The sequence below is a fragment of the Niallia oryzisoli genome, from assembly GCF_043641075.1.
Classification (GTDB): Bacteria; Bacillota; Bacilli; order Bacillales; family Cytobacillaceae; genus Bacillus_BD; species Bacillus_BD oryzisoli_A.
On sequence record NZ_JBHZRC010000001.1, the window covers coordinates 1,685,738 to 1,707,465 of the forward strand.

A 21,728-nucleotide genomic window follows, 5' to 3' on the forward strand; every position below is an offset into this window, starting at 1 on the left:
CTCCATCAGTGAGTTTATTACTCACCGATGGAGGCTTTTTTATGCTCTAACAGTAGAGTGAGACAGACCAAAGGTTTCATGCAGGGATTCCACAGCATGAACCATCTGGCTATCCTCGATTACAGTTGATACTTTAATTTCAGATGTGCTGACCATTTTTATTTGAATCCCTTCTTTAGCAAGGATGGCAAACATTTCTGCCGCAACACCAGGATTCGAAACCATTCCTGACCCAACAATGGATACCTTCGCAAGCCCTGACTCAGACTCAATTTTTTCATATAAAAATAAGCTTTTATTGCTTTCCAAAACCTCTATTGTTTCCTTTAAGTCATTACTTTTTATGGAAAAGGACAAATTCGTATGTTCACCGGAAAAGCTTTGGATAATAATATCAACATTAATATGGTGTTTAGCCAAGGTTGTAAATACATCTGAAAGACCGGTTAATGAATTAGATAATCCATTAATCGTTACTCTCGTAATTTGATCTTCAAATGCCAGTCCGCGTACAATTAAATTTTCCTCCATTACTACTTCCTCCTCGATGATGGTTCCTGATTCTCTCTCTGTGCTTGAACGAACTTCAAGCGGTACAGAATAATTTTTTGCATACTCAACGGCCCTTGGATGCAGTACACTTGCTCCAAGCTGTGCCAGTTCAAGCATTTCATCATATGAAATAGCCTCCAGCTTTCGTGCATCCTTTATATAACGCGGATCTGCTGTAAAGACTCCCGTTACATCTGTATAAATATCACATTTATCAGCCTTTAAAGCTGCGGCCAATGCAACAGCGGTTGTATCCGACCCCCCGCGGCCCAATGTGGTAATTTCACCCTCTTCTGTAATTCCTTGAAACCCTGCAACAACAACAATTTTTCCTTCCTTCAATGGGCGCTCAATTCGATCGGTATCGATTTTTAATATTCTTGCATTCCCATGAACCGATTCGGTCAGCATTCCTGCCTGCCAGCCAGTGTATGAAACAGCAGCATGCCCCTTTTCTACTAACGCCATGGTTAAAAGGGAAATAGTTACCTGCTCACCTGTTGTTAGCAGCATATCCATTTCTCGTTTATTCGGAAACTCCGATATTTCATTTGCCATCATGACCAATTGATCGGTTGTTTTTCCCATGGCTGAAACAACGACCACTACATCATTCCCTCTTTGTTTCTCTTCAATTACACGCTCAGCAACGTTTTTAATTTTTTCTACACTTCCAACCGAAGTACCACCAAACTTTTGTACTATAATCCCCATTATTTCCCTTCTTTCTATTATGATGTTTATTTCCCAGACAGCTGCTTATCTTGTGAAAGAAGCTCATTCATATAATAGTCATGAATGCTGAACAACACAAAAAAAGCAATGAGTATCTACCTCATTGCTGTGATTGCCCAGTATTATTCCAATAATACGCACACAAAATGAGATAGCTCTCCAAGACTATGTGTCTTGACAATCCTGCATTTATTCAATACAGAACCAGCAAAGAAAGCAATGAGCCCTTCTTTACTTCGGCAGTCTTCCCTTTTAAAATCCTTCCCAGAAGCTCATCCTTCTCCGGATTTTTACTCATGAAGCCCGCACCTCTACCATCATTTCAACACTATAAAGTGCCAAAATTATAAAGTTAAGTTACACTCACTATAACATATTGCCGTAATACTGACAATTATTCTTGGAATTTATCGAGCAATGCTTTTGCAACATTCTGTGGTATCCCCACAGCAATAATATCATCCAGCGCTGCTTCCTTTAATTTTTTCACAGAACCAAACTTTTTTAACAATTGTTTTTTTCTTTTCTCACCAATGCCAGGGATGTCATCTAATACAGATTGAAAAGCACTTTTCCCCCTTAATTGACGGTGAAAGGTAATCGCAAAACGGTGGACCTCATCCTGTATTCTTTGCAGCAAATAAAACTCCTGGCTGTTTCTTGCCAAATCTATTTCTTCAAGCGGGCTTCCGTATAGGAGCTGGGATGTACGATGCTTTTCATCCTTAGCCAGTCCGGCAATCGGTACATCCATTCCCAATTCATTCTCCAATATATCTCTTACTGCCTCAATATGCCCCTTTCCGCCATCAATAATGATCAAATCAGGAAATGGCAGTCCTTCCTTTAGAACCCTTGTATATCTTCTGCGCACAACCTCCCGCATTGATTCATAATCATCCGGTCCCTGTACTGTTTTAATCTTGTATTTCCGATATTCCCTTTTTTCCGGCTTTCCATCAATAAAGACAATCATCGCAGAAACGGGATTTGTCCCTTGTATATTAGAGTTATCGAATGATTCAATTCGATGCGGAGTGTAAATTCCCATTGCCTGTCCAAGCCGTTCAACCGCATTGATTGTCCTTTCTTCGTCCCGTTCGATTAACGAAAACTTTTCGCTAAGAGCAATCTTCGCATTTTTACATGCCAGCTTCACTAATTCCTTTTTCTGTCCTCTTTGCGGCCGCAGTACTTTTACCTGTAATAATTCCTCCGCCATTTCAGCTGATACTGTATCAGGCACAAGAATTTCTTTTGGTTTAAAGTGATTGTCCTTTGTATAAAATTGACCAAGGTAGCTCAGGATTTCTTCTTCCGGTTCATTATATAAAGGAAACATCGAAACATCGCGTTCGATTAATTTTCCCTGTCTGATAAAAAATACTTGAACACACATCCAGCCTTTATCGACTGCATATCCAAATACATCACGATCAGTAAAATCCGTCGAAGTCATTTTTTGTTTTTCCATTGTTGCTTCAATATGAGCAATTCGATCTCTGTATTCCTTTGCCCTTTCAAAATCAAGCTCCTCAGCAGCGGCAGTCATTTTTTCTGTTAATTCATTTTTGATTTCTTTATAGCCGCCATTTAAAAAACGGGTAATTTCATCTGTCATTCGTCGGTATTCTTCTTCATCTACCGTGTTAACGCAGGGTGCCAGGCACTGATCTAAATGGTAATATAAGCAGACACGGTCTGGAAGTGTCGAACACTTGCGCAGAGGATAGATGCGGTCAAGCAGCTTCTTCGTCTCATTTGCAGAATGCACATTGGGATAGGGCCCAAAGTATTTTCCTTTGTCTTTCTTTACTTTTCTGGTTGTTATTAATCTTGGGTGTCTTTCAGAAGTCAGCTTAATAAAAGGATAGCTTTTATCATCCTTCAGCATGATATTGTATTTAGGATCATATTTTTTAATTAAATTAATCTCAAGGATTAGTGCTTCTATATCTGACGATGTAACAATATATTCAAAATCCTCAATTTCATTAACAAGTCTTAATGTCTTTCCATCATGGGAACCCGTGAAATAGGACCGCACACGGTTTTTTAGGATTTTTGCCTTGCCAACATATATGATTGTTCCTTGGCGGTCTTTCATTAAATAACAGCCGGGCTGTTCAGGCAAAAGTGTCAGTTTATTCTTGATCGTATCATTCATCCGTGTCCCCTCCTTTTCAATTTCCTTTAATCCTCATTTTAGTTGTTGGAAGGAAGTTTAAGCAAGTGGAAATGGTGATGACGGAATAACAAGAAAATGGAAAACCCCGCTAACATATAGCTAGCGGGGGTGTATTTCTATGTGTAAAAGTGACTTTTAATTAGAATTGCTGTTGTAAGCGCTCTGCAAGTGCTTCTTTTGGTTGGAAGCCAACAACCTTATCAACTACTTCGCCATCTTTTAGAACGATTAAAGTAGGAATACTCATTACGCCAAATTTAGCTGCTGTTTCTTGGTTTTCATCAACATCTAATTTAACGATTTTCACTTTATCGCCGATTTCAGAATCAAGATCCTCTAGAACCGGTGCAATCATTTTACAAGGTCCGCACCATGGAGCCCAGAAATCTACAAGAACTAAACCAGAACCGGTTTCAGTTGCAAACGTTTGATCAGTTGCATGTGTAATAGCCATTTTAACAATTTCCTCCTCGAATAACTTAAACTTCTATTGAAAGTATAACATCGTTAGATTTAACATGCTAACAATTTGCTTCATCGGAGGTAGTATGTCCAAAAATTGACGTTCTAAATCAAAAAAACGAACAGAATAGCATTCCGTTCGTTTTTCCATATTCTATGCATTAATCTGCAGCTTTCGAAATTCCTCAGTCAATAATGGGACAACCTCAAATAAATCTCCTACAATTCCATAGTCTGCTACATTGAAAATATTTGCATCGGGATCTTTATTAATGGCTACAATAACCTTAGAGTTAGACATTCCTGCAAGATGCTGAATCGCACCGGAAATCCCGCAAGCAATGTACAAATCAGGTGTTACAACTTTTCCTGTTTGTCCAATTTGCAAAGAATAATCACAATAATTTGCATCACATGCACCACGGGAAGCTCCAACTGCTCCACCTAAGACAGCAGCTAATTCTTGTAACGGTTCAAATCCCTCTTTACTCTTTACACCTCTTCCTCCGGCGACGATTACTTTTGCTTCAGATAAATCAACGCCCGTACTCGCCTTTTTGACAACTTCTTTGATAATGGAACGCAGGTCTTTAATATCGACCTGTAAAGAGGAAATATTTCCTGATTTGGACTCATCCTTTTCAAGTGGAGCTATGTTGTTTGGGCGGATTGTAGCAAAGGTTAAACCCTCTGTAATTAATTTTCTTTCGAAGGCCTTCCCGGAATAAATGGGACGGGTAAAAATAATATTTCCACCAGCTTCTTCAATTGCCGTAACATCGGAAATCAAACCCGAATCTAATCTCGCGGCAAGCTTTGGTGCCAAATCCTTTCCTAAGGCTGTATGACCGAAAATAATACCATCAGGATTCACAGCTTGAATAACAGCTAATAGAGCTTGAGCATAACCGTCCGATGTATACTGAGCTAAATTAGTATGCTCAACAATAACAGCTCGATCTGCTCCACAATGAATCAATTCATTTCCTAAAGCATGAACAGATTGACCAACTAATACACCTACCACTTCTCCTCCTTGGGCAACTCTTTTAGCAGCTGCTAATGCTTCAAACGAAACATTACGTAAAGAACCTTCACGTATTTCACCAAGTACAAGCACTTTTTTCGACATACGTATGAATACCTCCCAAGTATTTACGGTCAATTTTTTTGTTTAAATAACCTTTGCTTCATTATGAAGCAGTTGAACGAGTTCTTTTGCTTGCTGTTCAAGCTCACCCTCCAATATACGGCCTGCTTCTTTTTTCGGTGGAAGGAAAATTTCAATTGTTTTTGTTTTCGCCTCCACATCGTCCTCTTCAAGATTCAAATCATCTAATTCAAGCTCAGCAAGCGGCTTTTTCTTAGCCTTCATAATCCCTGGTAACGAAGGATAGCGCGGTTCATTTAATCCCTGCTGCGCCGTCACTAATAATGGCAGATTTGTTTCAATTACTTCGGAGTCACCTTCTACATCTCGTACGACTGTGGCTCTAGTTCCATCTATATCAAGCTTTGTTATTGTCGTTACATAGTTCATTCCGAGCAGTTCTGCTACCCTTGGACCGACTTGACCTGAGCCCCCATCAATGGCTACATTTCCGCCAAGAATTAAGTCAGGTGACTTATCCTTTAAGTACTCCGCGATAATTTTCGCCGTTGTATACTGATCTCCATTTTCAATAGCATCTTCTATGTTGATTAGAACCGCCTTATCTGCTCCCATCGCTAAGGCAGTTCGGAGCTGAGTAACCGCCTCTTGACTGCCGATAGAAATAACCGTTACTTCCCCTCCCTGTGCCTCTCTCACTTGAATTGCTTCCTCTACTGCATATTCATCATAGGGATTAATAATAAATTCAGCACCATCCTCATTAATACAGCAAGCGGAAAGAGTGATTTTCTCTTCCGTATCAAATGTTCTTTTCATTAAGACATATATGTTCAAATGAAATGCCTCCTAATTTTATTATTTTTTCAATCCAAACTATCAGTTATAAGTGATGTACGCATACAAGACATAAAGTGGAGCTTCACTGTTAGGTTCCTTTAAACATAGGTTCTCTTTTTTCGATAAAAGCAGAAATACCCTCTTTCGCATCGTTGCTAGCAAACACTTCACCAAAGAGCTCCGCTTCTTTTTCAACTCCAGCATAATACTCGTTTGTTTTTGCAGCGTTTAATAGCGTAAGGATTGCTTTTATAGAGGCTGGACTTTTCTTTGCAATTAATTTAGCCATTTCCTCCGTTTTACCAAGCAACTCCCTTTCAGGGAAAGCATGATTAGCTAATCCGTATTGAACCGCTTCTTTTCCAGTTATCGTTTGACTTGTCAATAGCATTTCAGCTGCCCGTGCCGTCCCAACATATCGAGGGAGCCTCTGTGAGCCGGCAAATCCCGGAATTAATCCAAGCTGCAGCTCCGGCAAGGCAAACTTTGCATCCTCAGCTGTCATTCTAATATGGCAGGCCATCGCTAACTCCAGTCCCCCTCCCAGTGCAGCGCCATGAATAGCCGCAATGATTGGTTTGGAAAAGGTTTCTATTCTCTCAAATAATGCTTGCCCATATTTGCCATATTGAACAAATTGTTCACTAGATTCTATACTAGTAAACTCTTTAATATCAGCACCTGCAGAAAAAAAGCGACCTTCTCCGTGAATAATCACAGCTCTTATTTCAGCGTTTTTTTCAATTTCATCCAGAACGGCTGCGAGTTCCCTGAGTGTGCTTGAAGATAGTGCATTTGCAGGCGGCCGATGTAGCGTAATCTTCGCAACTCTATCTTGATAACTCCACTTTACATTCTCCATTTTTGACACCACCTAACGTATCCTTTTTCCTTAGACAATTGGCTTTAGACGGTCATTACATCATTTCGATATTATTTACTCTTTTCCTTCTATTAACAGAATTTTCAAACATATATATCTATGTGTTTCAGCTTCAATCACGATAAGAAGCCGGTATCCCGGCTTTTATCAATCCTTTTCATTGTCCTCAAAATGTTCAAGTTTATTTCTTTCCTCATCAATTAACACCCTGCGTAAAATTTTCCCAACGGTACTTTTTGGCAGTTCATTACGAAATTCATATATTCTTGGAACTTTATAAGCGGCAAGCTGTTTTCTTGAAAACTCATTAAGCTCCTGCTCTGTCACAAAGGCGCCTTTTTTCAGTACAATATACGCTTTTACGGTTTCACCGCGATACGAATCAGGGACGCCTGCAACGACTACCTCCTGTATTAATGGATGTTCGTAAAGTACTTCCTCGACCTCCCTTGGATATACGTTAAACCCACCTGCAATAATCATATCCTTTTTCCGGTCGACCACATAGAAAAGCCCTTCTTCATCCATATATCCGAGATCACCAGTGAAAAGCCAGCCATCTTGTAGGATATGCTCTGTTTCTTCTGGTTTATTCCAATATCCCCTCATAATCTGCGGGCCTTTTATGATGATTTCTCCAATTTCCCCAGGTTGAAGCGGTTCCCCATTTTCCATTGATATTACTTTACAATCTGTATCAGGCCAAGGTACCCCAATACTTCCTTTTTTTCTGGGACCCCATAAGAAATTTGCATGGGTAACCGGAGATGCTTCTGTCAGTCCATAGCCTTCCACAAGCTTTCCCCCTGTTTCCTGCTCAAATCGCTGTTGTACCTCAACCGGTAACGGTGCTGAGCCACTAAGACAGGAATCTATAGAGGATAAATCGTATTTTTTAAAATCAGGATGGTTTAAGAGTCCAATGTAGATGGTTGGCGCTCCCGGGAATAAGGTTGGACGTTGTTTATGAATGGTCTTTAACGTCATTTCAGCGTCAAACCTCGGTAGCAGCACCATTTTATATGCTTCCAAAACAGCAAGTATCATTAACGTTGTGATTCCATACACGTGGAAAAATGGAATAATCCCGAGGATGATTTCCTCTCCTCGCTTACATTTATACAGCCACGCAGAACACATCGAACCATTTGCAACAAGATTTTTATGAGATAACATGACTCCTTTAGGGAATCCCGTTGTCCCTCCCGTATATTGAAGGAGAGCAATATCCTCTTCATCGTGCAGCTCATTTTCTTTATAAGATGTTTTTGGGCCTTTTAAAATTTCTTTAAATAAATGGTTATGATTCTCATGCTTTACATTCACAACGATTCCATATTGTTTTTTCTGGAGAAATGGATAGATGATGTTCTTCGGGAAGGGAAGGAAATCCTTAATAGCGGTTACAACGATATGCTGAAGATCTGTACTTGCTTTCACCTTTGTTACTCTGGGATATAAAATATCAAGGGTAATAATTAATTTGGTTCCGGAGTCCTTCAATTGGTACTGTAGTTCACGTTCAGTATATAGCGGGTTGGTTTCAACGACGATCCCTCCGGCCATTAAAATGCCGTAGAAGGAAATCACTGCCTGTGGACAATTAGGAAGCATAATGGCTGCACGATCGCCTTTTTCAATTCCTATTGACTGTAGATAAGCTGCTAGCTTCACTGCAGACTCATATATATATTGAAACGTAAATTCCTTACCTAAGAAATGTACGGCTTTTTTAGTTGGAAATTCAGTTGCTGCTCTTTTCAAATAATATTGAAGCGGCTTATGTTCGTAAGATAATTGTGGCGGGATCTCCTCCGGATATAGTTGAAGCCATGGCCTTTCACTCATGATGCCCCTCCTTCCTCATGACAAAGCTAATTCAAATTCGCCTGTCGAATTTGCGTCCGGATTATTATCGAGCTCGCTCAATAAACTATCAGTAAAAATACGAGACATCCGCCGGAGGCTTCACTTATATATATAGTTTTTTTGGTGTGAATTAGAACATAAAAAAAACGAACCTGAAAGACTCAGGTTCGTTTTCCATTAGCTAAAAAATACTAGATAGATAATCCCGATTAAGAAAAAAATACCACAGCAAATCAATAGTATTTTTGCAAGTTTTTCCACTTTATGCTCTCCCTTTACGTAATACTTGCTCCAATGACGTAGGACAGCCCAATCGAAATAACCATCGAGATTAAGCCGACAGCTCTGTTATCATGTTCAATTTCTTCATCAATTTTGAAGGTTGGTGTTAAAAATTCAAAAATAAAATAACCAACTAGCAGAAGAAGGAATCCAAACACTCCCCATCCAACCATTGTAAGCAAACTATTGTTATGTTCAATAGAGAAACGGAAAATATTGGTGATGCCAAATATTTTTCCCCCGGTTGCCATTGCGACTGCCAAATTTCCCTTTTTTATTTCTGTCCAATTTTTATACTTTGTCACCAGTTCAAAAATAGCTAGGAACACAATGATACAAAGTATTACAACACTGTAATTAGCAGCTGTTTCAACATATTGGTTCTCCCAAAACTGATTCATGAAAGCCTCACCGCCCGTTATTTAAACTCTACTATCGTGACCCCGGTACCGCCTTCTCCATGATCGCCAAAACGTATATTTTTAACTGCCCGATGATTTCGTAAATATTCCTGTACACCCTGCCGTAAAGCTCCCGTTCCCTTTCCATGAATAATCGAGACGCGAGGATAAGCTGCAAGTAATGCATCATCAATATACTTCTCAACCCTGGAAAGTGCATTCTCATATCTTTCACCACGCAAGTCCAACTCAAGACTCACATGAAAATCCTTTCCTCTGACCGTGGCCAACGGTTTTGTTTCCACTATTTTCGGTGTCTTAATGTACTCGAGATCCTTTTCCTCGACCTTCATCTTTAATATCCCTATTTGGACCTGCCACGTATCTGATGACACTTTCTCAAGCAATGTTCCTTTTTGATCGAAGCTTAATACTTTTACCTCGTCACCAGGCTGGTACACATGTTTTTTTGTTTGCTTTGCAGTTAATGCCCTTGATTTTCTTTCCTTTGGAGCGGCTTCGCTTAATTTTCTTTGTGCATCAATTAATTCATGTTCTTTTATTTCGGCATGCTTTTCATGACGCATTTTTCTTAGGTCATGTATGACGCCTTCTGCTTCTCTTTTTGCTTTTTCAATAATATCACGTGCTTCATCAGTTGCCTTATCATATAAAGAGTCTTTCGTCTCGTAGTACTCAATCATTTGCTTTTGTAGATCTTTTTGCAGCATTTCTGCGTTTTTCAGAATCACATTTGCTTCTTGTAATTCTTTTTCCGCTTGTCGCTTGCTCTCCTCTAAGGAAGCAATCATATTTTCAACCTGATGGCTGTCTGTACTGACAAATGAACGAGCTTTCTCAATCACGTTGTCACTTAATCCAAGCCGCTTAGAAATTTCGAACGCATTACTTCTTCCAGGAACACCGATCAATAATCGATAGGTTGGACTTAGTGTTTCAATATCAAATTCGACGCTGGCGTTGACAACTCCTTCTCGATTATAGCCATACGCCTTTAATTCAGGATAATGGGTTGTAGCAATAACCCGAGCTCCCCTTCTATTAACCTCATCTAAAATAGAAATCGCTAGTGCTGCACCCTCCTGCGGGTCCGTTCCGGCACCTAGCTCGTCAAATAACACGAGGCTTTCAAAGTCTACACTTTTTAAAATTTCAACAATATTGACCATATGAGAGGAAAATGTACTTAAGCTCTGTTCTATGGATTGTTCATCACCGATATCTGCATAAACAGCCCCAAAAACGGCCAATTCTGATCCATCCAATGCCGGAATCTGCAAACCTGCCTGCGCCATTAACGTGCAAAGACCAACCGTTTTTAAAGTAACCGTTTTTCCGCCTGTATTAGGACCTGTAATAACAATCGTTGTATAATCCTTCCCTAACGTAACATCGTTCGCTACGACTTCATCAATAGGAATTAATGGGTGGCGTGCCTTGACTAAGGAAATTCGTCCTTCATGATTCATCAATGGCTTCGTTGCTTTAATCCTATTACTATAACGTGCCTTGGCAAACATAAAGTCTACATCTGCAAGAACCTCCACAATCGTTTCAAGTTCAAAGCTATGCTCACCTGTTTGAGCAGAAAGCATGATGAGAATACGCTCTATTTCTTGTTGTTCCTTAACACGAATGTTCTGAATATCATTATTTAACTCGACAATTGCCTGCGGCTCAATGAAAAGCGTTTGTCCTGAAGAACTTTGGTCGTGGATCGTTCCGCCGTAATGTGCACGATATTCCTGCTTTACTGGAATAACAAATCGATCATTACGAATGGTGATGATTGCGTCAGAAAGCATTTTCTGAGCATTGGATGAGCGAATCATGCTTTCTAAGCGTTCCCTTACCCTAGCCTCTTTCGAACGAAGCTGATTTCTGAGTGACCGGAGTGTATCACTTGCACTGTCTAGAACTTCCCCGTTATCATCAATCGCATTTTTAATCGATTGTTCTAAATCAGCAAGAACAATAATCCGGCTTGCCTTTTCCATCAGAAGCGGAATCTCTCCATCCTCCTCTGAAAATTCTTCAATAAACCTTTTCATTTGTCTACTTGCATGGACCGTGCTGGCAACCTGCATTAATTCATGTGAACTAAGCATGCCCCCAATTACCGCACGTTTTATATGAGGACGTATATCAAATATCCCGCCTAACGGAATAGTTGCTTTAATTCGGAACACCTTTGCTGCTTCATCTGTTTCTTCCTGTCTTTGTACAACCTCTTCAAAATCTAATGAAGGCACCAGCTTCTCAGCCTGTTCTCTTCCTAATGATGAAGATACATGCTCAAGTAGCTGCGCCTTCACTTTATCAAATTCTAGTACTTTTAATACCTTTTGCTGCATGGAGATATTTCCTCCCTCTATATTAGAAAGCGCAATAAGCCTTCCATAATTACCGTTCTTTAAGATAATCCATGAATTCTTGAATGTCCCATGTATTTAATACAGTTGTTTTTTTAATCCAACCCTTTTGGGCTGTCGAAACACCAATTTTCATATGGGCAAGTGTTTCTCTCTTATGGGCATCCGTATTAATCATTAGTTTAACTCCTGCTTCCTGTGCCTTTTGAATATGGTCAGCAGATAAGTCAAGCCGATTTGGATTTGCGTTTAACTCTAAAGCCGTGTTCGTTTCTTTTGCTAATTCAATAAGCAAATCCATATCGACTGGATAGCCCTCTCTCTTTCCAATCTTTCTTCCTGTCGGATGGGCAATCAAATCTACATTTGCATTGAATAAAGCTGTTTTTAGCCGCTCCATAATTTTTTCCTGCGCTTGAGAAAAAGCTGAATGAATGGAGGCGATGACAAAATCCATTTCCTCTAACAATTGATCATCGTAATCTAACGAACCGTCTGGTAAAATATCCATTTCTACTCCGGCTAGAATCGTAATATCCTCATATTTCTCATTTAACCGGTGAATTTCTTCCTTTTGTTTTCTCAGACGGTCAGGTGTTAGTCCGTTTGCTACCTTTAAAAATTGAGAATGATCGGTAATCGCCATATATTGATAACCTTTAGCCCTGCAGGCCTCCACCATTTCTTCAATTGAATGAGCGCCATCACTCCAGGTCGTATGCATATGAAGATCCCCTTTTATATCGGAGAGAGAAATCAACCCGTAATCTTCTTTATATTCATCTACTTCTTTCCCATCTTCTCTCATCTCAGGCGGGATGAACGGTAGACCAAAATGTGCATAAAAATCAGCTTCAGATGTAAAAGTCAAAACAGCACCATTCTCAGTTTGAACTCCATATTCACTAATTTTTTCACCTCTTGCTTTTGCAAGCTGTCTCATTCGTACATTATGTTCCTTTGATCCGGTAAAATGATGTAATGTGGTGGCAAATTCCTCCGGCCGAACCAATCTGAAATCAATAGATACATCATATCCATTATCCAGTACAATGGATACCTTTGTATCACCTGCAGCAATGATATCCTTTATATCTGCCATTTTTAACAGTTGATCCTTAACCACTAATGGCTTTTCCGTAGCGATAATAAAATCCAAATCCTTAATCGTTTCTTTTATTCTTCGTAAGCTGCCTGCCCGAGAAAATTTAACAACTTCCTCCATTTGTTCCAACGCCGCTTCAATCTTTTCCGCTAATGGCAGCATAAACGCAAGCGGAAGCCGATCCGGTCTGCCACCGGCCTGCAGGATTGCATGCAGGATGTTTTCTTCAGATTTTTTCCCAAAACCGGTTAATCCTTGAATCTTATGATTCCGGCACGCGTTCTCCAAGTCCTTGACATTTTCAATCCCCAGTTCCTTATACAGCCTGGCAATCTTTTTACCTCCTAAGCCAGGCAGCTGCAAGAGTGGAATTAAACCTTTTGGAACCTCCTCCTGCAGCTCTTTTAAAACCGAGGACTTTCCATCTCGCATGTATTCCTCAATAACAGCTGCAGTTCCCTTGCCAATTCCCGGTAAGGCGGTAAAGTCTGTTATGTCAGCCAAATCTGCTTCATGTGTTTCCAGGGCTTGGGCTGCCTTTCTGAATGCAGAAACTTTAAACGTATTTTCTCCTTTTAATTCCATATAAATAGCAATCGTCTCTAATAAACGAACCATTTCTTTTTTATTCATTGTCATCCTTCTTCACCTAAAGGCTCATCCCTTTTCTTCTTATTATTCCCTTAAAAAGAAAACTTCTCTCGAAAGAGAAGTTATTTCACCGACGGGGCTTGTATCCATAAATCTTGAATATGCTGTGATAGGATTGGAGTTTGCTTTACAATGAATTCTGCAAGCACTGAATGCGTTAGTGATGTTTGAATCGATTCGATTGGCAGGAGTGCTGCTATAAATAATATAATAAACATGATAAGATAAACTTCAGTAAAGCCCAAAATCCCGCCTGCCCAAATATTTAATTGCTTTAGGATCGGAATTTGGGCAATAAAATCCAACATACTTCCGATAATTTGCAATAAGATTTTCACAGCAAAAAAAATCACGACAAATGCAATGGCGCGATAATAAGCATCTTCTAAATTTGCATTTTCAAATAGCATAGAGTATGTAGAATTCATGTCAAGATTGGGAAATGGAATCCAGAGAGTTAATCTTGGCGCAAGCTGATCATAGTACAAATAAGCAACGATAAATGCAATAATAAATCCTGTAAGGTGAACAAGCTGGAGGATAAACCCTCTCTTTAACCCTACTAAAAATCCAAAAAATAAAATAATGAGTACAGCTAGGTCTAACATGACTTTTTCAGTCCTTTACTCGTTTTAATTCTTCTTCTAAACGTTCAACTTGCTTCTTTAAGTTAAGATAGTCATTAACAGCATTTATAGCTGTTAAAACGGCCAATTTATTGGTACCGAGAGAAGGATTCATGGAGTTAATTTCGCGCATTTTTCCATCTACCATTGAAGCAACCTGGTGTATATGGCTTGGGCTCTCAGTGCCGATAATAACATACGTTACTCCGTAAATATCAACAGTTATGCGATTTTTTTTGGTCTGTGACAAGCTGCATGCCTCCATTCGAAAAGAATCCTAATCATAATGATAACATGAACAGAAAACAGTGAAAAGAAAGAAATGTAAGTTTGAGTTGAAGAATGTCAAATTACGTCTTAATGGGTCTGATGAATAGATAAGGAGTGAGTCTTTTGAGCAATGTCGTCCTAAAGCTAAGCAGTCAGGAAATGAGAAAAATGATGGAGTACTATCAAAACAATTTAACAGGAAAAGCACCGCCTGGAGGGTTATTTTCAGCCAAAACACCGCAATGTACGATTACAGCCTATAAATCTGGGAAAGTTCTTTTCCAAGGTAGCGGATGTAATGAAGAAGCACGAAAATGGGGGTCTGATGCTGTTGAAAAAACGGAAACCAAAGCAAAGACACCAGCCACACCAAAGATTTCTGCCAGCCTGCCAAACAATATTAGCAGCTTGTCTGCCATCGGTTCCGATGAAGTAGGGACCGGAGACTTTTTTGGGCCAATCACAGTTTGTGCGGCCTACGTCAGAAAAGAAGACATGCCATTATTAAAGGAAATTGGCGTGCAGGATTCCAAAAACCTTACTGACGAGAAAATATCTACTATTGCAAAGCAGTTAATAAAATTTTTACCATATAGCCTATTGGTTTTACATAATGTAAAATACAATAAACTACAGTCATCAGGGATGTCTCAAGGGAAAATGAAAGCCCTCCTTCATAATCAAGCGATTGGCCACCTGCTGGAAAAACTGGCTCCTGAAAAGCCTGAAGCTATTTTAATTGACCAGTTCGCCAAAGAGGAAGTGTACTTTAAGTACTTATCAGGACAAAAAGTCATTCATAAAGAAAATGTCTATTTTAGTACAAAAGCGGAAGGAATCCACCTGGCTGTTGCTGCTGCTTCGATTATTGCAAGACATGCTTTTGTCCAGCATTTTGAAAAATTAAGCAAAGCAGCAGGCTTTAAAATCCCTAAAGGCGCTGGTTCTCAGGTCGACGTTGCCGCGGCAAGATTGATAAAGGAAAAAGGGAAGGAGGTTCTTCCATCCTACGTAAAGCTGCATTTTGCTAATACTGAAAAAGCAATGAATTTATTACGAAAAAGCAAATGATGTCAAAAAACCTCCACCCATTGTAAAATGGCGGAGGTTTTTTGACATATTTTTATTTTAACTGCGTAGTACGGCTCCAGCCTGCTCTTCTACGGCATTCAAGACCTTATCATGAGCCTTTGTGATATCTTCATCCGTTAACGTACGCTCTGGATCGAAATATTTTAAAGAGAAAGCAAGTGATTTTTTGCCCGCTTCCATATGTTCACCTTCATATAAATCAAAAAGATGAACTTCTTTTAATAATGATCCACCAGCTTCTGTTATAATACTTTCCAATTCCCCTGCTGATTTCTCTTTATCAACAACAAGCGCAATGTCTCGTGTAATAGAAGGGTAACGTGGAATCATTTCATAGGCAATCGGTTCAACGTCAGCCTCAGCAAGAGCTTTAAAGGATAGTTCAAATACATATGTTTCTTTAATATCATAATCCTTTTGCACAGTTGGATGGACTTGACCGATAAAGCCAATGACTTCATCATTCAATAAAACCTCTGCAGTACGTCCAGGGTGCATATCCTTGATTACTGCTTGGCGATACGAGATTTTTTCTGTAATACCAAGTGAATCACATAATGCTTCTAGCACACCTTTTACTACATAGAAATCAACCGGCTTTTTCTCACCCTGCCATAGATGTGCTTCCCATAGACCTGTAATAGCACCGGCAACATGCTCTCTCTCGTTTGGAAGCTGGTTTTCTCCTTGCTTTAGGAAGACAGATCCAATTTCATATAAAGCTACAGAATCAATTTGGCGGGCCTGGTTATACTTAACCACCTCTAATAGCTGTGGTAGGATACTCAATCGAAGCTGACTGCGTTCTTCACTCATCGGCATGGCAAGTCGAATCGATTCACTCTGTTCTAATGAGAACTGTGCTGCTTTTTCAAGACTTGTCAATGAGTAGGTAATTGCTTGGTATAGACCTGCTCCCTCTAGTGTACGTCGTGCTATTCGACGCTTTTGTTGATAATCCGTTAATCTGCCTGGTGTAGCAGTACCAACCGGAAGTGTGGAAGGAATATTGTCATAACCATATAGACGGGCAATTTCTTCTACTAAATCAGCTTCAATCGTAATATCACCGCGACGAGTTGGAACTGTCACAATGAAGGTTTCACCATCTACCTTCACATCAAATTGCAAGCGAGTGAAAATATCAAGTACTTGATTTGAGCTTATATTGGCACCAATTGACGTGTTGATTTTATCAAGTGTAATGGAAACCACCGCAGGCTCAATTCTCAAGTCATTAAATTCAACAGTACCTTCTAAGATTGTTCCACCTGCATATTCAGCCATCAGCTTAGCAGCACGTTCACCAGCCTCACGTACTCGTGCAGGATCCACACCTTTTTCGAAACGGGCACTTGCTTCACTTCGTAAGCCATGGTCTTTAGAGCCTTTACGAACGACTGTACCTGCAAAATAGGCTGCTTCGATGATAACATTTGTTGTATCATCTTTAACCTCAGAATCGGCGCCGCCCATAACTCCTGCAATTGCGACAGGTTCTTTTCCGTTAGTAATCACAAGATGATCTGCTGTTAACGTACGTTCTGCCTCATCAAGTGTAGTGATTTTTTCCTCATCCTTTGCTCTGCGCACGACAATCTCTTTTGAGCCAAGACGGTCATAATCAAACGCATGTAGCGGCTGGCCATATTCAAGTAAAATATAATTCGTGATATCCACAACATTATTATGCGGGCGAATGCCGGCATTCATCAGACGAGTCTGCATCCATAATGGAGATGGACCGATTTTTACATCTTTAACTACCTTAGCAATATATAACGGATTATCCTCAGGTGCTTCTACTTTTACATTAATGTAATCAGATGCTTTCTCAGATGCTTCTTCCTTATCTGTTTCAGGCCACTTCACCTCACGGCCAAGAATAGCCGCTACTTCATAGGCTACACCTAACATACTTAAAGCATCGGAGCGGTTTGGAGTAAGACTTAATTCAAGAATTTCATCGTCTAGCCCAAGCGCAGAAAGAGCATCTTCACCGACAACAGCATCTTGAGGGAAATTAAAAATACCAACTGAAAATTCCTTTGCCACTAACTTAGATTCAATCCCAAGCTCCTGAAGCGAACAAATCATTCCATTTGACTCTTCCCCGCGCAGCTTTGCTTTTTTAATTTTAAAGTTACCTGGAAGAACTGCACCAACTGTTGCAACAGCAACCTTTTGACCTTTACCGACATTCGGTGCCCCGCAAATAATCTGAACGGGCTCTCCTGCACCAATATCAACTAAGCACTTATTTAATTTATCGGCATTTGGATGCTGTTCACATTCTAAAACGTGACCAATGACAACACCCTTTAAACCTTCACTTTTCTTTTCTACACCTTCAACTTCAATACCGCTTTTCGTTATTTTATCTGCAAGCTCGGCAGCACTAATTCCAGACAGGTCTACATAGTCCTGCAGCCATTTATATGAAACAAACATGATAATCCTCCTTTATTAGATAAAACGTTCAATGCCTATCATCAATCTTTTATGATTCATAATGGTCAAATTGCTTTAAGAAACGAATGTCATTTGTGTAATAATGACGGATATCATCTACGCCATATTTCAGCATAGCTATCCGTTCCACACCAATACCGAAGGCAAAGCCAGAGTACTTCTTCGAATCAAAACCAGCCATTTCAAGTACATTCGGATGGACGATCCCTGAACCAAGCACTTCAATCCAGCCTGTTTGTTTACATACACTGCAGCCTGACCCTTTACAGATTTTACAAGAAATATCCACTTCAACAGATGGCTCTGTGAACGGGAAGAAACTTGGACGTAGACGAATTTCACGATCCTGACCAAATACCTTTTTCAAAAAGACCTCAAGCGTTCCTTTTAAATCACTCATTGAAATATTTTCATCAATGACTAACCCTTCAATTTGCATAAATTGATGTGAATGTGTCGCATCATCGTTATCACGGCGGTATACTTTCCCCGGACAGATGATTTTCACAGGACCTTGGCCTTTATGCTTTTCCATCGTTCTTGCTTGAACCGGAGATGTGTGTGTACGCATTAAGATTTCTTCAGTAATATAGAAGGAATCCTGCATATCACGAGCAGGGTGGCTCTTCGGTAAATTTAATGCTTCGAAGTTATAATAATCTGTCTCCACTTCAGGACCTTCTGCAACTTGATAACCCATACCAATGAAGATATCTTCGATTTCCTCAACAATACGTGTTAGCGCGTGGTGATTCCCCCGCTTAACAGGTCTCGCAGGAAGTGTTACATCAATTGTCTCTTCAGAAAGCTTAGCATTGACTGCTTCTTCCTCAAGCACCACTTGCTTTTCTTCAATTTGTGTTGTAATCGTTTCACGAACAACATTCACCAGTGCACCCATTTTTGGACGCTCTTCAGCGGAAAGCTTACCCATCCCGCGTAACACTTCTGTAATTGGCCCTTTCTTACCTAAATAAGCAACACGAATATCATTCAGCTCTTTCAAGCTTGCTGCAGCTGCTATCTTTTCCAGCGCCTCAGCCTGCAGTTCTTGTAAACGTTCCTGCATTACAAATTCCTCCTTTTGTTTAAAAAAACCCATCAGTTTAGAGAGAGTTTCGTTTTTTGCCAAAATTATGGTAAAACACAAAAAAACCTCGCTCCCAAAAAGGGACGAGGCTTATGTATCGCGGTACCACCCTTATTAGTGCAAATGATATTCATCCACACTCACTTAATCAGCATAACGGCTCTTCACCGGAACATTTTTCGGATCACAGGATCTTCCCAATGTCGACTCGAGAGGTGAATTCACTTAAACAGTGCCATTAAAATGCTCACAGTCACGGCATTTTTTCCCTTGAAATGGATTTCCTAAGCTACTCTTCTCTGTCAATGTCTTTTTTTATTAAATTCTGTTTTATTATATTACAATTTATATCACGTTTCAAATTCATTTTCGTAAATAATACATTAAAATACCAGCGGCAATTCCTACATTAAGCGATTCGCTTTTTCCATAAATAGGAATGTATAGATTTTTTGTTGTCTTTGCTAATAACTCCTTCGCAACACCTTGGCCTTCATTCCCAAGCAGAAGGGCAAATGCCTCTGCTTTTTCTACCTGTTCAAAAGGGATGCCGCCTTCTAATGCAGTTCCATATACAGGTATTTGTAGTTTATCGATAAACTCCTCTAATGGTGACTTCATAATTGGTAAATGGAACAAACTTCCTTGTGTGGCCCGAATCACCTTTGGATTATATGGATCAGCACAGCCTTCTCCTAAAATAACTGCATCCATCCCCGCTGCATCAGCTGTACGAATCATGGTCCCAAGGTTACCGGGGTCCTGCACACGATCAAGCAGCAGCAGTTTCTCTATTTTGATTTCACTTATTCCATATTTACGCTGCTCACAGACAGCCGCAATCCCCTGCGGTGTTTCCGTATCACAAATGACCTTCATAACCTCTTCTTTTACATAGATGACATCTGTTCCTTCTATTTTAAAAGAAGCAGGCATTTCCATATCTTGATTGACAATGACTTCAATGACCACCTGTTCCTTTAATGCTTCTTCAACAAGATGAAAGCCTTCAATTAGATATTTCCCAGTTTGGTCCCGCTCTTTTTTCGTTAACAGCTTCTTCCATGCTTTTACTTTTGGGTTTTTTACTGATTCAATATATTTCAATCTGAACGCTCCTTTAAGATTTACACTTGTTTCTATTATAGCTTATATACCATACATAATGCATTCTGTAGTGTGGAACACTATGCTTGTTGGAGATTATCTATACAGGAGGGATTCTCTTATGAGTTTAAATCTGCGCAATGCAATTATTCACAATGTTTCAGGAAATAACCAGGATCAGCTGGAAGATACAATTGTTGACGCCATCCAAAATGGTGAAGAAAAAATGCTTCCTGGTTTAGGTGTTCTATTCGAAGTCATCTGGAAAAACTCTTCCGAGCAGGACAAAAAGGATATGCTGCAGGCATTGGAAAGTGGTTTAAAATAGAATGCTTCATGTAGATAAAAAAGCACCCAAATTCCGGGTGCTTTTTTTATACTGTTTTTTATTCAAATGTGATTCGATTAACTGTTTCACGATCCAAGCGTTTAATCACTTCAACGACAAGCTTTACAGCATTTTCAAAATCGTCACGATGGAGCATCGCTGCGTGTGAATGAATATATCGTGTCGCAATTCCGATCGATAAAGCAGGAACACCTTTTGCTGTTACATGAATGGAACCCGCATCTGTTCCGCCGCCTGGAATGGACTCAAACTGATAAGGAATATTCAGTTCGTCTGCTGTGTCTGTTACTAAATCTCTTAGGCCTTTATGCGACACCATGGAAGCATCGTACAGGACAATTTGCGGGCCGCTTCCCATTTTACTGAGAGCTTCTTTTTCTGTCACGCCAGGAGTATCACCGGCAATACCAACATCTACAGCGAATCCGATATCTGGTTCAACTTTAAATGTCGATGTTTTTGAGCCGCGCAGTCCCACCTCTTCTTGAACTGCTCCAATCCCGTACACGACATTTGGATGCTGACTTTCTTTTAATTGCTTCAAAACACTGATCGCAATCGCACAGCCGATTCGATTGTCCCAAGCTTTTGCAAGCAGCATTTTTTCATTATTCATAACCGTAAATTCAAAATACGGTGTTACCATATCTCCGGGACGGACTCCCCACTCTTCCGCCTCTTCCTTACTGGATGCACCAATATCAATAAACATATCCTTTATTTCATATGGTTTTTTTCTTGCCTCAGGTGATAAAATATGAGGCGGCTTTGAGCCAATTACACCCGTAATATCCCCTTTGCGCGTAGCAATTGTCACTCGCTGAGCCAGCATGACCTGATTCCACCAGCCGCCGACCGTTTGAAACTTTAAAAATCCATTCTTGTCAATTTGCGTAATCATGAAGCCGACTTCGTCTAAATGACCTGTGACAATAATTTTGGGACCGTTCTCATCGCCAGTCTTTTTAGCGATAAGACTTCCTAGATTGTCCATTGTAACTTCATCTGCATAAGGAGTTATGTATTTCTTCATGACTTCACGCGGTTCCCGTTCATTCCCGGGAATCCCTTTTGCATCTGTTAAATCTTTAAGCATCATCAGGGTTTCATCTAATTGAGCCATCATTTCAACTCCTTTATTAGGTTTCTTTTCTATTATACAAAAGGGCATAATGTTTATACAAAAAATAGCACATTTAGCTTCTATAGATATTTTTATTGAAACCTGGACGGAAATGAAACCTTTTTCT

At 39.9% G+C, this 21,728-nt stretch carries 18 protein-coding genes, 1 riboswitch and 1 other annotated feature; of the genes, 2 read left to right on the forward strand and 16 right to left on the reverse strand.

Annotated elements, in window-relative coordinates:
* Positions 1-39: 39 nt before the first annotated feature.
* The 12 genes from ACHUFV_RS08590 to zapA form a co-directional block, all read right to left on the reverse strand.
* The gene (locus tag ACHUFV_RS08590; RefSeq protein WP_394233157.1) at positions 40-1,266 is read right to left on the reverse strand and encodes an aspartate kinase; all 1,227 of its coding nucleotides are present in this window, start codon (positions 1,264-1,266) and stop codon (positions 40-42) included.
* A 165-nt stretch (positions 1,267-1,431) separates the two neighbouring features.
* Positions 1,432-1,609: riboswitch (Lysine riboswitch) on the reverse strand.
* A gap of 72 nt (positions 1,610-1,681) precedes the next feature.
* Entirely contained in the window at positions 1,682-3,454 is a 1,773-nt protein-coding gene (gene uvrC / locus ACHUFV_RS08595) for an excinuclease ABC subunit UvrC (protein ID WP_394233158.1), read from the reverse strand.
* A gap of 160 nt (positions 3,455-3,614) precedes the next feature.
* Positions 3,615-3,929, reverse strand: coding sequence for a thioredoxin (gene trxA / locus ACHUFV_RS08600; protein WP_394233159.1), 315 nt, complete (start codon positions 3,927-3,929; stop codon positions 3,615-3,617).
* A gap of 162 nt (positions 3,930-4,091) precedes the next feature.
* Positions 4,092-5,069: an electron transfer flavoprotein subunit alpha/FixB family protein gene (locus ACHUFV_RS08605; protein ID WP_394233160.1), complete on the reverse strand. Its 978-nt coding sequence runs from the start codon at positions 5,067-5,069 to the stop codon at positions 4,092-4,094.
* Positions 5,070-5,111: 42 nt separating this feature from the next.
* Positions 5,112-5,885, reverse strand: coding sequence for an electron transfer flavoprotein subunit beta/FixA family protein (locus tag ACHUFV_RS08610; protein ID WP_394233161.1), 774 nt, complete (start codon positions 5,883-5,885; stop codon positions 5,112-5,114).
* A 91-nt stretch (positions 5,886-5,976) separates the two neighbouring features.
* Positions 5,977-6,750, reverse strand: a complete 774-nt coding sequence (locus tag ACHUFV_RS08615; protein ID WP_394233162.1) for an enoyl-CoA hydratase — start codon at positions 6,748-6,750, stop codon at positions 5,977-5,979.
* 168 nt (positions 6,751-6,918) lie between these two features.
* Positions 6,919-8,619: an AMP-binding protein gene (locus ACHUFV_RS08620; protein WP_394233163.1), complete on the reverse strand. Its 1,701-nt coding sequence runs from the start codon at positions 8,617-8,619 to the stop codon at positions 6,919-6,921.
* A gap of 296 nt (positions 8,620-8,915) precedes the next feature.
* On the reverse strand, positions 8,916-9,323 hold the full coding sequence (locus ACHUFV_RS08625) for a DUF350 domain-containing protein (protein ID WP_394233164.1): 408 nt from the start codon (positions 9,321-9,323) through the stop codon (positions 8,916-8,918).
* A gap of 17 nt (positions 9,324-9,340) precedes the next feature.
* Positions 9,341-11,698: an endonuclease MutS2 gene (locus tag ACHUFV_RS08630; protein ID WP_394233165.1), complete on the reverse strand. Its 2,358-nt coding sequence runs from the start codon at positions 11,696-11,698 to the stop codon at positions 9,341-9,343.
* 49 nt (positions 11,699-11,747) lie between these two features.
* On the reverse strand, positions 11,748-13,460 hold the full coding sequence (gene polX, locus ACHUFV_RS08635) for a DNA polymerase/3'-5' exonuclease PolX (RefSeq protein ID WP_394233166.1): 1,713 nt from the start codon (positions 13,458-13,460) through the stop codon (positions 11,748-11,750).
* A gap of 74 nt (positions 13,461-13,534) precedes the next feature.
* On the reverse strand, positions 13,535-14,080 hold the full coding sequence (locus ACHUFV_RS08640) for a CvpA family protein (protein WP_394233167.1): 546 nt from the start codon (positions 14,078-14,080) through the stop codon (positions 13,535-13,537).
* A gap of 7 nt (positions 14,081-14,087) precedes the next feature.
* Positions 14,088-14,348 (reverse strand): cell division protein ZapA, encoded by a 261-nt coding sequence (gene zapA, locus ACHUFV_RS08645; protein ID WP_394233168.1) that lies wholly within the window; start codon positions 14,346-14,348, stop codon positions 14,088-14,090.
* Between the two features lie 143 nt (positions 14,349-14,491).
* Between zapA and rnhC the strand changes: the two genes are divergently transcribed.
* Positions 14,492-15,439, forward strand: coding sequence for a ribonuclease HIII (gene rnhC, locus ACHUFV_RS08650; RefSeq protein ID WP_394233169.1), 948 nt, complete (start codon positions 14,492-14,494; stop codon positions 15,437-15,439).
* Positions 15,440-15,496: 57 nt separating this feature from the next.
* On the opposite strand, the gene pheT is transcribed toward rnhC, so the two are convergent.
* From pheT to ACHUFV_RS08665, 3 genes are all read right to left on the reverse strand, one after another.
* The gene (gene pheT / locus ACHUFV_RS08655; protein WP_394233170.1) at positions 15,497-17,911 is read right to left on the reverse strand and encodes a phenylalanine--tRNA ligase subunit beta; all 2,415 of its coding nucleotides are present in this window, start codon (positions 17,909-17,911) and stop codon (positions 15,497-15,499) included.
* Between the two features lie 49 nt (positions 17,912-17,960).
* Positions 17,961-19,001: a phenylalanine--tRNA ligase subunit alpha gene (gene pheS / locus ACHUFV_RS08660; RefSeq protein WP_394233171.1), complete on the reverse strand. Its 1,041-nt coding sequence runs from the start codon at positions 18,999-19,001 to the stop codon at positions 17,961-17,963.
* A gap of 97 nt (positions 19,002-19,098) precedes the next feature.
* Positions 19,099-19,337, reverse strand: a binding site (T-box leader).
* 48 nt (positions 19,338-19,385) lie between these two features.
* Positions 19,386-20,129, reverse strand: a complete 744-nt coding sequence (locus tag ACHUFV_RS08665; protein WP_394233172.1) for a TrmH family RNA methyltransferase — start codon at positions 20,127-20,129, stop codon at positions 19,386-19,388.
* A 121-nt stretch (positions 20,130-20,250) separates the two neighbouring features.
* On the opposite strand from ACHUFV_RS08665, the gene sspI reads away from it, so the two are divergent.
* The gene (sspI, locus tag ACHUFV_RS08670) at positions 20,251-20,457 is read left to right on the forward strand and encodes a small acid-soluble spore protein SspI (RefSeq protein WP_394233173.1); all 207 of its coding nucleotides are present in this window, start codon (positions 20,251-20,253) and stop codon (positions 20,455-20,457) included.
* A gap of 58 nt (positions 20,458-20,515) precedes the next feature.
* On the opposite strand, the gene ACHUFV_RS08675 is transcribed toward sspI, so the two are convergent.
* On the reverse strand, positions 20,516-21,601 hold the full coding sequence (locus ACHUFV_RS08675) for a M42 family metallopeptidase (RefSeq protein WP_394233174.1): 1,086 nt from the start codon (positions 21,599-21,601) through the stop codon (positions 20,516-20,518).
* Positions 21,602-21,728: the final 127 nt, after the last annotated feature.